The sequence below is a fragment of the Agrobacterium sp. GD03872 genome, from assembly GCF_029840625.1.
Taxonomy (GTDB): Bacteria; Pseudomonadota; Alphaproteobacteria; order Rhizobiales; family Rhizobiaceae; genus Agrobacterium; species Agrobacterium fabrum_A.
On sequence record NZ_JAOCCY010000003.1, the window covers coordinates 1 to 14,839 of the forward strand.

The window sequence follows — 14,839 nt, forward strand, 5'->3', positions numbered from 1 at the left end:
CGGCGACCTTCCAGCCACATCCGAGGCCGCAAATGCGCAGTGCTTGAAAATTCCGCCCAAAGGTTCTATATGCCCCAACGCGAGGACGACCTCGGCCATATCGGCGATAGCATGCGGGACGGCCCGGTCACATACCGGAGAATGAAATGCGCTCCCTGCAAGATCGTATCCGCCACGCTCTCAGCTTCGAAATCATCGGCCTGATGCTCGTCATCCCCCTGGGCGCGCTGCTTTTCGGCATGCCGATGGAGGATATCGGCATTGTCGGCATCGTCAGCGCCACGCTCGCCACGGTCTGGAACTACGTCTACAATCTCGGCTTCGACCACACCATGCAGCGGTTGAAGGGCACGACGCTGAAGACGCCCGCCATTCGGGTCGCGCACGCCCTGCTGTTCGAACTCGGCCTGCTGATCGTGCTGATGCCGTTCATCGCCTGGTATCTGAATATCAGCCTTGCCCATGCGCTGGTCATGGATATTTCGTTTGCGCTGTTTTACGTGGTCTATGCTTTTGTTTTCAACTGGGCCTACGACCGGGTTTTCCCGCTGCCGGAATGGCAGTCGCAGGACGCCGCCTGAAAAACGGCGTCATCGCCGTCAACGGCGGTTCAGCGCAGCGATAGCTTGAGGAAGCTGAGGACATCGGCATTAAAGCCGCGATGGAACTCCGCTCGATCAAAACCCGCCGCGTCGCCGCAGATCTGCGGCGCGGCTTTTGCCATCTCCGCCGGGCAAGGCGCGATAAACGAAAAATGCCCCGCCGCCTTCGCCATCCGAAAGTCCGGCTTTGTCGGCAGGTCGTCTCGCAGCCTGGCAATATCCTGCGGCGTGACGCCATCGCCGCCGCGCTCGGAACTCCACAGCTGAACGGGGATCGTGATATTCTTCGCACCCGATCCGGGAAAGGCGTTGAGCGGGTCGGCAAGGACCACGGCCTTCACCCGCACATCCTGACCGCCATGCTGCGGCAAAGTCGTCTTCTGCCGCATCTGGGCGCAAATCGGCGCTTGCGGGTCCGGGCAAGGCAGCCCGGCATTGGCAAAATCGGGGATACCGCCGGCGAGCACCAGCGCGGCATAACCGCCGCGCGAAAATCCGTAGATGCCGATCCGCCCGGCATCGATGGAACGCGCTTCACTCCAGCCCTCAAGCAGATAATCGAGCAGACGGGCGATATCCGCCGGCCGTCGTGTCAGTGCGGAAAGATCGCCCGCCCGCGTCATGTCAAGCGCACTGTCGCCGGGATGATTGATCGCCGCGACGATGAAGCCAGAATCCGCCAGCATCGCCGCCGTGTCCCGATGGCTGAAATAGGTGCCGCCGAAACCGTGCGAAATGATGACAAGCGGATATTTCCCATCGGGGACAGGGCAATCCCGCACCGCAGGCAAAAGGAAGGGTCCGATCCTGACCTCCCCCGGCGTCGCCGCGCAAGGCGACCAGATCGCGGCCCTCATGGCGGCTTTGCCGTCGGCAGACGGAACCTCGATCAACCGCAGGCCGGCCGCCAGCGAGACGCCTGTTGCGGAAACGAACAGAACCGTAAAAAGGCAAAGAGACAGCAGAAATCGCATCACGAACTCGCCTATCGGAAATAGTGCCGCAGGGCCGGTCAGCCGCCGGCCCTCCAGCCCCGCGGGCCGTTTCTCGTCACGACTTCAGACGCCGAAACCTAGAGTGATTTCAGCGTCCAGGCTACGATCTCGCGCGTGGCGGCGGCAAAGGCCTGATCCAGCGCCTTGACGAAATTGGCGTTGCCGGAACCGCTGACGCGGGCGTTCGAACGGAACACCTCCTGCGCCCTCACCGTGCCGTTGCGGTCGTTCAGGAGCTTCACCGATATCTCGATATTGGCGATATTCTTCGCCGTATCGATTTCAAAGGCGCGAATATCGGTCACGACCTGATAGTCGATTGCCAGCCCCTGCCCCGGCCGGCCGACGCCGCCGAGCTTGCCGGTATCCTCGAAGGCTTCCACCAGCTTGGATTGCACCATGCGCGGCAGGCGGTCGCTCCATTGCGAATTGCCGAGATATTGCACCTCCGAGCCGGAAAGGCGCACCACTATGTTTTCGCTGTCGAGCGCCTTGAGGGCGGTCGGATCGGCGATCAGCAATTGCCGGCTTTTCAGCGAAGGTCCCTGCGCCACCGCCGCCGAAGAGACGGAGAGATCGAAAGTATCGTTCTTCGGCGCACCCGCGCAGCCCGCCATCAAGGCGGCAAACAGCGGAGCCAGAATGAGGGCGCGGCGCTGACGGCCGTTCATCAATCGTGTCATTGGCCCATACCCCTCTTAGCGCCTTGTTCTGCCATCATATTGTTTCACGGTTTCGCCGCCGAAAATCAACCGCTGCGGATCGCGGTCGATATTGGTGATGGCATTGTTGAGATTGTCGACCGTGACCCGCGTGCTGCCGATCAGCGCCTGGAAATCTTTGAGGCCCGAGCTGGAGAAGCGGGTCAGATTGTCGGCAATCGGCCCGATGCGGGCATTGAGATTGTCGGCCACCGCCTTGAACGATGTCAGCGTCTCGCGCGCCTTGGCAAACAGCGAATTGGCATCATCGGTGCCGAGCATGCCGTCCACCTTGGCGAGAATGCCGTCGACGCGGCTGGAGGCGAGGTTCAGCTTGCGGCCCATTTCGGTAAAGTCGGAAACCGCCTGGTCGATATCGGCGCGGCGGGCGCCGACATCGTCGGCGATCCGCTTGAAATTCGCCACCGCATCACGCGCATCGGCGGTCGCCGCGGAAACATCCCCTACCACGGTGCTCACCTTGGCGGGATCGACGGAGGCCAGAAGCTCATCCGCGCGCTTCACCACGGTCTGCACTTCCGTGCTCGCCGCCTCGAAATTGCGCGCCGTGCTCTGCACGGTCTCCATGATGCCCTGAATATCGCTGGAAGCGGAAGCGACATCCTTCGTCACCTTGTCGACATTCGACAGGATGGAATCGATCTTGCCGGCATCCACGGCCTTCACCAGATCCTCGATGGCGGTAAGCGTGCCGTCGAGACGCACCGAGACCGACTGCACCGTTGTGGAAAGCGAGCTGAGGCTGGCGATGAAATTCTTGATGCCGTCGGAATTGGCCGCCAGCGCATCGGAGAATTTCTCGGCATTGCGCACCGTCTGCGTCAGCGGGGCACGCGCATCCTGCACGAAACCCTGCAATTCGCCGATGGCGCCATCGGCGCGTTTCAGGATCTTATCGGCCGTGGCAAGCAGGTTGGTGACGCTGGAAAGATCGGCCGTCAGCTCGGCCGGAACGCCGCTTTCGACGGCCTTCTGCAGAATGCGCTCGCCATCCTTGTTGCCGCCGGAAAGCTCGATATAGGCAGCACCCGTCAGGCCCTGAATTTCAAGCACGGCGCGCGTGGACGGGAAAACCGGCGCATCGGCCTGCACTTCGGTAAAGGCGATGGAATAGGCCGGGTCGTCGCGGTCGATGGCAAGGCCGCGCACGGTGCCGACCGGAATACCGTTGAAGCGCACCGGAGAACCGACGGAAAGGCCGTTGGCGGAGCCGGGAATACGCACGACAAGCTGCGCCGTCGGACCGCCACGACCGAATTCCGCCATCCAGTAAACGAAGCCGAATGCGGCGGCGATCACGATCAGCGTGAAAATTCCGACTATGGTGTAGTTCGCCTTGGTTTCCATGCTTCTTGTTACTCCACCGGATTTTCGTGTCTGCCGTCCGGAAGAACGACAGAGCGCGCCCGTTTGCCACGGAAATAGGACTGCACCCACGGATCGTCGCAGGCGAACATGTCCTGCAATGTCCCTTCCACCAGCACCTTCTTCTGGCCCAGCACCGCAATGCGGTCGCAGACGGAGAACAGGCTGTCGAGGTCGTGCGTCACCATATAGACGGTCAGGCCGAGCGAATCGCGCAAGCGCGCAATCAGCATATCAAATTCCGCCGCCCCGATGGGATCGAGGCCGGACGTCGGCTCATCGAGGAAGACGAGGTCGGGATCGAGCGACAGCGCCCGGGCAAGCGCCGCGCGCTTGATCATGCCGCCTGATAGTTCGGATGGATACTTGTCGCCCGCATCGGGCTTCAGCCCCACCATCTCGATTTTCAGATAGGCAAGCTCGTCCATCAGCTTCTTCGGCAGATCGAGATATTCGCGCATCGGCAGCTGGATGTTCTCCTTCACCGTCAGGCCGGAAAACAGCGCGCCCTGCTGGAACAGCACGCCAAGCCGCTGGTCGAGCATCATGCGGTCGTCTTCGCTCGCCTTGTCGTAATCGGTGCCGAGAATGCGGATCGCCCCCGCCTGCCGCGGCAGGAGCCGCAAGATCGCACGCATCAACACGGATTTGCCAGCACCGGAGGGGCCGATGAAGCCGAGAATTTCACCGCGATAGACATCGAGGTCGAGATTTTCGAGCACGTTGCGGCCGTTGAAGCCGACGGTCACGCCCTCGACGGAAAGCACCACCTCGCGCCCGTCTTTACCGGTTCTGGTCTCCTGCGGTTTCTGGTCCAGTTTCTCCAACGCGCCCTCCCTAAAAATCGATGGCTGCGTAGAAGATGGCGAAAAGACCATCCACCAGAATGACGACGAAGATCGACTTCACCACCGAGGAGGTGACGTGCTGGCCGAGCGATTCCGCCGAACCGCCCACCTTCATGCCCTCCACCGCCGCGACGATGCCGATGATGAGCGCCATGAACGGCGCCTTGATCATACCGGCGGCAATGGTCGATTCCTCGACCGCGCCATGCAGGCGCGACAGGAACACCTCAAACGTGATGCCGGAATAAAGCAACGCCACGATGGCCGCACCGAAAAGTGCTGCGAAATTGGCGAGAATGGTCAAAAGCGGCAGCGCGATGGTGAGCGCCACCAGCCGCGGAAACACCAGAACGCCCACGGGGTTAAGGCCGATCACCTTCAGCGCGTCGATTTCCTCGCGCATCTTCATCGAGCCGATTTCCGCCGTGATGGCGCTGCCGGAGCGGCCGGCGATCATGATCGCGGTCAGGAGAACGCCGATTTCGCGCAATTGCAGAATGCCGACGAGATCGACAACGAAGACTTCCGCGCCGAAATAACGGAGCTGAAACGCGCCCTGCTGGGCGATGATCGCGCCGATCAGGAACGACATCAGCATGATGATCGGCACGGCGCGCACGCCCATATGGTCGATCTGGTTGACAATCGCCGCCGGAGAGACGCCGCGTCCGCGCCCGAGCTTCATCTGCGCGCCGCGCACGGCGGAGCCGAGAATATACATGCCCGCCAGGAAATCCGCGCCGTTCTGGATGACAGCCTTGCCGACAGGCGCAAAAATACGCTCGGCGAGCCCCTCCTTCGCAGCGGCTTCGCCCTCCATCTCCACCTTTTCGGGCAATTGGCCGATGACCTCTTCGATACGGTCATTGCCCGTCACGGTGACGGTGACGCCGTTCGCCTCAATATCCTTGCGCAGGCGCTGGATGATCCATGCACCCGTCGTATCGATGGCCTCGACGGCGGAAAGATCGATCTCCACCGGACCGGCGGACCTCATGTTTTCGATCTTTTCGAGACTGGGGAAAATACCGGCAAGATTGCTGTTGCGCCAGGACCCGCTCATGACAAAACGCAAGCCGCCGCCGGAGACGGAACCGTCTTCGGTGATTGCGGCCGGGTTCGCCTGTTGCCGTGTGTCCTGTTCTTGCATAATGCTCCGAGCGAGTACGACCGTCACGAGATTCTTAAAGGTTTCATAACGTCTTGGCCTCCGGCAGGCCACAGTGACGGCCGACAATTCGTGATAAATTTGGCGTCATGCGTCTTTTGCCGCCCAATCGGAAGTGAAAAAATATGCCCCGTTACCTGCAAGCCACAACAGAACGTTTCCCCGTCGCCGGCAGCTTCACCATCTCACGCGGCACCCGCACGCATGCGGATATCGTAACGTGCATCATCCGCGATGGTTCCTTCGTCGGCAAAGGTGAATGCGTGCCCTATCCGCGTTATGGCGAAAGCATCGAGGGCGTCATCGCCGATATCGAGGCGATGGCGCAGCGGATCGCCGGCGGCGTGACACGGCAGGAACTACAGCAGGCGATGCAACCCGGCGCCGCCCGCAATGCGGTGGATTGCGCGCTGTGGGACCTCGAAGCCAAGATCAGTGGCAAAACCGTTGCCCAGCGCATCCTTGGACAGGCGGCAAAGCCGCTCGTCACCGCCTACACCATCTCGCTTGCCGACCCGGAAACAATGGCCGCGAAGACGGCGGAAAACGCAGGCCGCCCGCTGCTGAAGATCAAGACCGGCACGGCGGATGATGAAGCGCGTCTAAGGGCCGTGCGCGCCGCCGCACCCGAAGCGCGTATCATCATCGACGCCAATGAGGGCTGGAACGATTATAATATCGAATATTATCTGAGGCTTGCGGCGGAACTGAAGATATCGCTGATCGAACAGCCGCTGCCCGCCGGCAAGGATGACATCCTCGCCGGCATCGACCACCCGGTGCTGATCTGCGCCGATGAAAGCGTGCATTCGACGAAGGACCTCGCCGCCCTGCGCGACCGTTACGACGCCATCAACATCAAGCTCGACAAGACCGGCGGCCTGACTGAAGCGCTCGTCATGAAGGCCGAGGCCGAACGGCTCGGCTTCACCATCATGGTCGGCTGCATGCTCGGCACCTCGCTCGGCATGGCGCCGGCCGTGCTGGCGGCGCAGGGCGCGGCCTTTGCCGATCTCGACGGACCGCTGCTGCTGGCCGAGGATCGTGAGCCGGGACTGGTTTATGAGGGTTCGCTGGTTTATCCGGCACGGCCGGAATTGTGGGGGTAAGTCGTGGATATTGAAGGCAGAGAAACACGATAAGGCGCAACCTCGCCGCTTATTTCTTCTCCCCGCCGGGGAGAAGGTGGCCCGAAGGGTCGGATGAGGGGGCGACGTCGCCGGATTTCGGGGAGCAAGCCCCCTCATCCCGCTGCCGCGATCTTCTCCCCGGAGGGGAGAAGGCGAAAAAACGCACCCGCTCGCCTTAAATGACGGAAGGGCTCGTCTATGAGGAAGGCGTGGTTATCCGGCCCCGCCGGAATTGCAGAAGTCCCGCTCAGGCACCGCGCGCCAAGGCGGCATCTTCCGCGTGCCTTGCCCAAAGAGTCACAGGGAAGCAGAACCTCTCCTCCGTCATGCCGGACCTGATCCGGCATCCAGCCACGGCGCGTCTGCGCGGTGAGAAGAGTCTTACGCGATCAAAGACTTGATCGCACTGGATCCCAGCTCAAGGCCGGGATGACGGTGTGCGGATACTGCCAGTCATCGAATGCGGCATTCCATACGAGCCTATCGTCAGCGCCCGTCAAACGCCCCAACTCAGGCCGCGTGCTTCCCGATCAGTCCCGGAATATCCACCGGCTCCATCTCGTCCGATGCCTGTTCGGCGGTAACCTCACTCGTCTGCATCCAGGTGATCAGCTCGAAGCTGCCATCGGCATTTTCGGCAATCGCCGTGCAGCTTTCCACCCAGTCGCCGGTATTGATGTAGCGGATGCCGTCCATGTCTTCCATGACGGCATGGTGAATGTGACCACAGATGACGCCGTCGACATTGTTGCGGCGCGCCTCTTCGGCGACCACGCGCTGGAATTCGCCGATGAAGTTGACGGCGTGCTTGACCTGCAGCTTGGCCCAGGCCGAAAACGACCAGTAAGGCAGGCCGATGCGACGGCGCACGGCGGCGATGGCGATGTTGATGGCGATCGCCGCGTCATAGGCCCAGTCGCCGAGATAGGCGAGCAGGCGGGCGTTGCGCACCACCACGTCGAATTCGTCGCCATGAATGATGAGATATTTCTTGCCGTCGGCCGCCTCGTGGATCATGCGTTCGGCCACTTCGATGCCGCCGAAATGCATGCCGGGGAACTCCCGCAGGAATTCATCGTGATTGCCGGGAATGTAGACGATGCGGGTTCCCTTGCGGGCCTTGCGCAGCAGCTTCTGCACCACGTCGTTGCAGCCCTGCGGCCAGTACCAGCTGCGGCGCAGGCGCCAGCCGTCGACGATGTCGCCGACGAGAATGATCGTCTCGGCCTCGTGATATTTCAGGAAGTCGAGCAGATAATCCGTCTTGGCCGCCTTGGAGCCAAGATGAACATCCGAAATGAAAAGCGTTCTGAACTGTCTGGTTTCGATTTGACCGGCCACGGATTTCATCCCCCTGTTCGGTTGCGTCCCTGCGGCTTTCTTACCTCTCAGAACCAGACTCGTGTTTCAGCAACATGACAGATGCCGGTTTTTATAGGGAATATGACGAAAGCCTTCACGAAAACGCGAATAAGCCATGGCCGCATTTGCATAAGGTGCGGTCAAATAACGGCTGTACCACGGGGAAGTTTGTTGTATTCAGGGGTCCGGAATTGAACCAGACATGACGGTGGAAAATGACCTCTCACGATAAGAACAACATGCCCGCCAACACGGCAAAGGCCGACATCGAGGAACAGGCGCTCTTTTTCCACCGCTATCCGCGCCCCGGCAAGCTGGAAATCCAGGCCACCAAGCCGCTCGGCAACCAGCGCGATCTGGCGCTCGCCTATTCGCCCGGCGTCGCCGCCCCCTGCCTCGCCATCCATGAAAACCCTGAAATGGCGGCGGACTATACCGCCCGCGCCAATCTCGTCGCCGTCATCTCCAACGGCACGGCGGTTCTCGGCCTTGGCAATATCGGCCCGCTTGCCTCCAAGCCTGTCATGGAGGGCAAGGCCGTCCTCTTCAAGAAATTCGCCGGCATCGACGTCTTCGATATCGAAATCGATGCGCCCGGCATCAACGACATGGTTTCCACCATCGCCGCGCTGGAACCCACCTTCGGCGGCATCAACCTTGAGGACATCAAGGCGCCGGAATGTTTCGAGGTGGAACGCCAGCTGCGCGAGAAGATGAACATTCCTGTCTTCCACGATGACCAGCACGGCACCGCGATCATCGTCGCCGCCGCCGTCACCAATGCGCTGGAACTCGCCGGCAAGTCTCTGTCCAGCGTCAAGATCGTCGCCTCGGGCGCAGGCGCGGCAGCCCTTGCCTGCCTCAACCTGCTCGTCGCCATGGGCGCGAAGAAAGAAAACATCTGGGTCCACGACATTGAAGGCCTCGTTTACGACGGCCGCAACACGCTGATGGACGAGTGGAAGGAAGTTTACGCCCAGAAGACCGACAAGCGCGTCCTGGCCGAAACCATCGACGGCGCGGATGTCTTCCTCGGCCTTTCGGCGGCTGGCGTTCTGAAGCCGGAACTGCTGGAGCGCATGGCGGAAAACCCGCTGATCCTCGCGCTTGCCAACCCCAATCCGGAAATCATGCCGGAAGCGGCGCGTGCGGCCCGTCCGGATGCGATGATCTGCACCGGCCGTTCGGATTTCCCGAACCAGGTCAACAACGTTCTCTGCTTCCCCTATATCTTCCGCGGCGCGCTGGATTGCGGCGCAACCACGATCAACGAGGAAATGAAGATGGCCGCCGTGCAGGCCATCGCCGAACTCGCGCGTGAGGAAGTCTCCGAAGTCGCGGCAAAAGCCTATAGCGGCGAAACGCCGGTCTTTGGCCCGAACTACCTCATCCCCTCGCCTTTCGATCCGCGCCTCATCCTGCGCATCGCCCCGGCCGTTGCCCGCGCCGCCGCCGCAAGCGGTGTCGCCGCCCGGCCGATCACCGATTTCGAAGCCTATCTCGATCAGCTGAACCGTTTCGTCTGGCGCTCGGGCTTCATCATGAAGCCGGTCTTCAATGCCGCCAAGGCCGCCGAAAAGAAGCGCATCATCTTTGCCGAAGGTGAAGACGAGCGCGTGCTGCGCGCCGCCCAGGTGCTTCTGGAAGAAGGCACCGGCATTCCGATCCTCATCGGCCGTCCGCAGATCATCGAAACGCGCCTGAAGCGCTTCGGCCTGCGCATCCGCCCGCATACGGATTTCGCCGTGGTCAATCCGGAAGACGATCCGCGCTACCGCGACTATGTCGATGACTATTTCGCCCTCGTCGGTCGCGCCGGCATCAACCCGGAGGCGGCCCGTACCATCGTGCGTACCAACTCCACCGTCATCGGCGCGCTTGCGGTGAAGCGCGATGAGGCGGATGCGCTGATCTGCGGCCTCGAAGGCCGTTACGACCGCCACCTGCGCGACGTGAACCAGATCATCGGCAAGCAGGAAGGCGTGCGTTCCTTCGCCGGCCTCAGCCTGCTCATCACCCAGCAGGGTGCGCTGTTCCTCACCGATACTTTCGTGAATTACGACCCGACCTCCGAGGAAGTGGCGGAAATGGCCATTCTCGCGGCCAAGGAAATCCGCCGCTTCGGCATCACGCCGAAGATCGCCCTCGCCAGCCATTCCAATTTCGGCTCGCGCGATTCCGAAAGCGCCCGCAAGATGCGCCGCGCCCTGAAGATCGTGCAGGAAGCCGCGCCGGAACTGGAAGTCGATGGCGAAATGCAGGGCGGTTCGGCCCTTTCGGAAGCGCTGCGCAAGCGCGCCATGCCAAACAGCGTGCTGACCGGCGAAGCGAACCTGCTGGTCTTCCCGAACCTCGATGCCGCCAACATCACGCTCGGTGTCACCCGCACGCTGACGGAAGGCCTGCATGTCGGCCCGATCCTGCTCGGCACGGCCCTGCCCGCCCATATCCTGTCGCCCAGCGTCACCTCGCGCGGCGTCGTCAACATGGCGGCCTTCGCCGTGGTGCAGGCGTCGCATCCTTCGGTGTGATAGAGGCCGCATTAACGCAATTTTGAACAGGCTGTTGCCGCATTGCGGCAACAGCTTATGTTATCTTCCTGAAACACGGATTTCGTGAAGTATAACGCCCCTGCCACCGGCCGGGGACATCGAACGGATCGAACAATTGACCCGCCGCAGCCGCATCATCGGCCTCCTGATTCCCCTTGTTTTCGTCGCCCCGGCCGCCGCTTTCGCGGATCAGGTCTGTGATACGCTCTACGCGCAGTTGCGCGAGCCGCCCCGCATCGTCGGCAATACGGCCGAGGTGCGGCGTTACGCCAATGCGCTCGCCCGCCAGAACATCACCATCCGCAAAATCAGGAACGACATGCGCGGCTATGGCTGCTCTTCGGGCAGCGTCATCGTCTATGGCAGCCCCAATGCCGGCGTCTGCGCCGAGATCGGCGATGCGCTGGTGGATGCCGAAGCCGAACGCGACGCCATCATCCGTGACCGTGACGACGCCATGGCGACGGCACGTGACAATGATGGCGACATCAGGCGTCAGCGCATCCTCGCCGCCCTCGACGCCAATGGCTGCAACACCGCGCCGCAGACGGAAACGCAATTGCCGCCGCCGCCCGATGTGACGCGTTATCCCGATGCTTTCCGGCAGAATGGCCGGCAAAATGGCGACGGGCCGGGACAGGCGGGGCTTTCTCCCTACCCCAACGCCGCCGCCGAAGGCGGGCTTCGCACACTCTGCGTGCGCACCTGCGACGGCTCGTTTTTCCCGATCGCCTCCAATGCCTCGCCGCTCGATTTCCGCGCCCAGGCGGAGCAATGCGAGAAAATGTGTCCGGGGACCGAGACGGAGCTTTATTTCCACTCCATGACGGATCAGGAAACCGCCGACATGGTGTCTGCCGAAACCGGAAAGCCCTACAGGGATCTGCCGACCGCCTTCGCCTACAGGAACGCCACGGCAAAAGCGCCGGGCTGCGCCTGCAACATGGCCGCCTATCACGAGGAAATGCAAAAGCAGGAAGAGGCCGCCAAGCCGCAGCCCGAAAAGCCCTATTCCGGCATCACCACCATTCCATCACCGCAAGGTGACAGGGCTGAGAAACCCGCCGAACAGCAACAGGCCGCCAAGCCGCCGGAAGCGCCCGTTCCCGAACGCGACTACGATCCGAACGACAGCCGCGTCCGCGTCATAGGCCCGAAATTCCTGCCCGACCAGACGGGCCGTATCGACCTGAAGAACCCGGCGTTGAAGGGTATACAGCCGCAGCAGTGAAATCTCTTCCGCGCTCGTAATGGGGCAAGCGCGCGCCTTGTTTCTTCTCCCCAAGGGGGAGAAGTCCGCGGCAGCGGGATGAGGGGGCAGCGTCAGCGATATTCGGAGAGCTTGCCCCCTCATCCGGCCCTTCGGGCCACCTTTTCCCCGGCGGGGAGAAGAAATCCGCGGCGACGTCCCGCCTTATTCACAGGCCTCCGCTTCTACACCCCGCCCCAGCGGTTGCGAAACACCAGTTCCTCCAGCGGCACACGCTGCCGCCAGCCCTTCACCGCCAGTTCCGGCTCGGTATAGAGCGCATCGACACGCCCAAGGCACAGCCAGGCGACGATTTCGATATGATCGGGGATTTCCAGAATGGCGCGGATGTCGCTATCGTGGAAAATGCTGACCCAGCCGACGCCGACGCCTTCGGCGCGCGCCGCAAGCCAGAGGTTCTGGATGGCGCAGACGGTGGAATAGACATCCGTGCGCGGATTGTGGGTGCGGCCCAGCACCACCTTGCCGCCGCGGGTGGGATCGCAGGTGACGCAGATGCTGAGCGGCGCCTTGCGGATGCCTTCAAGCTTGAGGCTGCGATAAAGCGCCTGCTGCTCGCCCGCAAACATCGCCGCCGCCTCCTCATTGGCGCGGCTGAAGGCCACAAAGGCCGCCTGCCGCACCGCGCCATCGGTGATGAGGGTGAAATTCCACGGCTGCATGAAACCGACCGAGGGCGCAGAATGCGCCGCCTTCAAAAGACGCTCGACAAGCTCGTCCGGCAGCGGATCGGGCAGGAACTGATCGCGCACATCGCGCCGGGTCTCGATGGCGCGGTAGATCGCCTCGCGTTCTTCGCAGGAAAACGGGCGCGCGGGCGAAAGCGCATGATCGAATGGACTGGCCTGCAAGGGATTACCCTCGGACGGATCGGTCGGCATCGTTTAACCCCAACAATGCGGGCGCGCGGACGCGGAAACCATGCCGGTCTTCGCGGCGACAACACGCCTCTTCAGCAACCTGCCGCCGTCCGCGCGGTTCGGTCTATCCCGCCAGGCCGGTCTTCTGACTCGGCTTCATCCACCCCTTTCGCCTTCCCGAATGACTCCAGTGGCTTCAGAAAAAGGGCGTCCGCCTCACAGCGCTGGGCACGTTCCGGTCTTTCACCGGATTCCCGATTCTCCCGCCGCAACAACGGGCACCTGACCGAAAAATCTATGGGCAAAAAAGCTTGCGAATGCAAGTATCTTGGCGGGCGATGCGCAATGTGCCGATGATCCTCCCACACCTTCATCATTCCGGCCTTGGGCCGGAATGATGAAAGGCGGAACTCTCCCTCGTCCTAACCGCATCACTCTACCGGAAAGTACCGCACATAAGCGAATTCGTCCCCATCCGGATGCCAGTTGGGCGAGTTCATGGTGCCCTGCCCGCCAAAAAGCTCAAACAGCATTTCGACATTGCCGCCTTCCATATCCATCAGCCGCACCCGCACATCGAGGTCGCGCGGATGGTCGAAGACGTCACCGTCATAGGAGACGAACACCACCTTGTCACCTCTGGGGGACGGATGTGGAAACCAGTCGCCATAGGGGCTGTCGGTAATGCGCTCGACGAAGGAGCCATCCACCCGCACGCGCCAGACCTGCATCCGCCCGGTGCGGCTGGAATTGAAATAGATCCACTCGCCGTCGGGCGAATAATCCGGCCCGTCATTGCGGCCTTCGCCATGGGTCAGGCGCGTCTCGACGCCGCTCTCAATATCCATGGCGTAGATATCGAAAACCTGATCGCGAATGCCGCAATAGGCGAAGCTTTTTCCGTCCGGCGACCAGCCGTGCCAATAGGAAGGCAGGTTCTTCGTCATCAGCCTTGGCGCGCCGCCCGCCGATGGCAGAAGATAAATGGCGCTCTTGCCGAATTCCACCTTGTCGGAAATGGCGTAGAGCGAACCGTCAGGCGATATGCCGTGGTCGTTGTTGCAGAGCGTCGCAAAGCCGGTATCGACCTTTTCCGGCGACGTATCACCGGCGGGAGACAGGCGATAAAGCAGCCCTTCGCTGTTCAGCAGCAGATATTTTCCATCCGGCGACCAATTCGGCGCTTCGAAGAGATCGGGCGTCTGCCACACCACCCGCATCTGCCGGGTGCGGATGTTGAAGATTTCGATGGAGCTGCGCATTCTGCCTCCCGGGCGTGTCCGTGTCTCGTTCAAAGCGCCCGGCAATGCAGACATTCCGTTTGCATCCGCCATCGCCTCGATTATGATCCTAGGGCGGCAGGCACCGTCCTGCAAATTCAAACCGGAAAAAACGCCAGCGCTCCGGCACCGTCCGCGCCGCTTGCCGTTTCTCCCAGGCCAGAGGTTCCGCGATGAATACCATCGCCGATCACGGCATCCGCTTCGGGCGGATCGCCGCAATGCTTCCTGTCAAAAATATCGAAAAGGCCCATGATTTTTATGTCGATGTACTGGGCTTCGAAAAGACCTTCGAAAACGGCGACCCTGTCGGCTTCATGATCCTCAAACAGGGCAATGCCGAGCTGCACCTGACATTGCAGCCCAGCCACAAGGCGGCGCCCTTCAATGTGGCGCATATGATGGTGAGCGATGTCGATGCGCTGCATGCGCTCTGCAAGAGCCACGGGCTGCGCATCATCAAGGGCCTGCAGGACAAAGATTATGGCCTGCGCGCCTTTGTGTTTGAAGACCACGATGGCAACCGCATCGATGTGGGGCAGGCCATTTGAGATGAGTGGACGGCGCGGGGTTTTCTCCGCGCCGTTTATGGGCTGTCAAAAAAAGCTCCTCACACGCGACGTCATCCTCGGGCTTGACCCGAGGATCCACAATCTCAACCGCATTTGGATCCTCGCCTCAAGGG

13 protein-coding genes and 1 riboswitch are annotated in these 14,839 nt (G+C 61.6%); of the genes, 5 read left to right on the forward strand and 8 right to left on the reverse strand.

Annotated elements, in window-relative coordinates:
* Positions 1-146: 146 nt before the first annotated feature.
* The gene (locus N5D22_RS07485; RefSeq protein WP_279658792.1) at positions 147-581 is read left to right on the forward strand and encodes a PACE efflux transporter; all 435 of its coding nucleotides are present in this window, start codon (positions 147-149) and stop codon (positions 579-581) included.
* Between the two features lie 29 nt (positions 582-610).
* Here N5D22_RS07485 and N5D22_RS07490 read toward each other — a convergent pair whose 3' ends face one another.
* From N5D22_RS07490 to N5D22_RS07510, 5 genes are all read right to left on the reverse strand, one after another.
* Entirely contained in the window at positions 611-1,576 is a 966-nt protein-coding gene (locus N5D22_RS07490) for a dienelactone hydrolase family protein (RefSeq protein WP_279658791.1), read from the reverse strand.
* 98 nt (positions 1,577-1,674) lie between these two features.
* Complete coding sequence (locus N5D22_RS07495; RefSeq protein WP_279658790.1) at positions 1,675-2,280, reverse strand: ABC-type transport auxiliary lipoprotein family protein; 606 nt, start codon at positions 2,278-2,280, stop codon at positions 1,675-1,677.
* A 15-nt stretch (positions 2,281-2,295) separates the two neighbouring features.
* Positions 2,296-3,666, reverse strand: coding sequence for an MlaD family protein (locus N5D22_RS07500; RefSeq protein ID WP_279658789.1), 1,371 nt, complete (start codon positions 3,664-3,666; stop codon positions 2,296-2,298).
* 8 nt (positions 3,667-3,674) lie between these two features.
* The gene (locus N5D22_RS07505; RefSeq protein WP_035223193.1) at positions 3,675-4,511 is read right to left on the reverse strand and encodes an ABC transporter ATP-binding protein; all 837 of its coding nucleotides are present in this window, start codon (positions 4,509-4,511) and stop codon (positions 3,675-3,677) included.
* Positions 4,512-4,521: 10 nt separating this feature from the next.
* Positions 4,522-5,682: an ABC transporter permease gene (locus N5D22_RS07510; protein WP_279658788.1), complete on the reverse strand. Its 1,161-nt coding sequence runs from the start codon at positions 5,680-5,682 to the stop codon at positions 4,522-4,524.
* Positions 5,683-5,825: 143 nt separating this feature from the next.
* On the opposite strand from N5D22_RS07510, the gene dgcA reads away from it, so the two are divergent.
* On the forward strand, positions 5,826-6,809 hold the full coding sequence (gene dgcA / locus N5D22_RS07515; RefSeq protein ID WP_279658787.1) for an N-acetyl-D-Glu racemase DgcA: 984 nt from the start codon (positions 5,826-5,828) through the stop codon (positions 6,807-6,809).
* A gap of 531 nt (positions 6,810-7,340) precedes the next feature.
* Here dgcA and N5D22_RS07520 read toward each other — a convergent pair.
* Positions 7,341-8,180 carry a UDP-2,3-diacylglucosamine diphosphatase gene (locus N5D22_RS07520; RefSeq protein WP_279658786.1) on the reverse strand — a complete coding sequence of 280 codons (840 nt, stop codon included), beginning with the start codon at positions 8,178-8,180 and terminating at the stop codon, positions 7,341-7,343.
* 227 nt (positions 8,181-8,407) lie between these two features.
* On the opposite strand from N5D22_RS07520, the gene N5D22_RS07525 reads away from it, so the two are divergent.
* Positions 8,408-10,723: an NADP-dependent malic enzyme gene (locus N5D22_RS07525; protein WP_279658785.1), complete on the forward strand. Its 2,316-nt coding sequence runs from the start codon at positions 8,408-8,410 to the stop codon at positions 10,721-10,723.
* Between the two features lie 136 nt (positions 10,724-10,859).
* Positions 10,860-11,975 carry a DUF2865 domain-containing protein gene (locus N5D22_RS07530; protein WP_279658784.1) on the forward strand — a complete coding sequence of 372 codons (1,116 nt, stop codon included), beginning with the start codon at positions 10,860-10,862 and terminating at the stop codon, positions 11,973-11,975.
* Between the two features lie 203 nt (positions 11,976-12,178).
* Here the strand turns inward: N5D22_RS07530 and bluB are convergent, their stop codons facing one another.
* Both bluB and N5D22_RS07540 read right to left on the reverse strand, forming a co-directional pair.
* Entirely contained in the window at positions 12,179-12,895 is a 717-nt protein-coding gene (gene bluB / locus N5D22_RS07535) for a 5,6-dimethylbenzimidazole synthase (RefSeq protein ID WP_279658783.1), read from the reverse strand.
* 96 nt (positions 12,896-12,991) lie between these two features.
* Positions 12,992-13,175: riboswitch (cobalamin riboswitch) on the reverse strand.
* Between the two features lie 130 nt (positions 13,176-13,305).
* Entirely contained in the window at positions 13,306-14,136 is an 831-nt protein-coding gene (locus N5D22_RS07540; RefSeq protein ID WP_279658782.1) for a TolB family protein, read from the reverse strand.
* A 191-nt stretch (positions 14,137-14,327) separates the two neighbouring features.
* On the opposite strand from N5D22_RS07540, the gene N5D22_RS07545 reads away from it, so the two are divergent.
* Positions 14,328-14,705, forward strand: a complete 378-nt coding sequence (locus N5D22_RS07545) for a glyoxalase superfamily protein (protein ID WP_279658781.1) — start codon at positions 14,328-14,330, stop codon at positions 14,703-14,705.
* Positions 14,706-14,839: the final 134 nt, after the last annotated feature.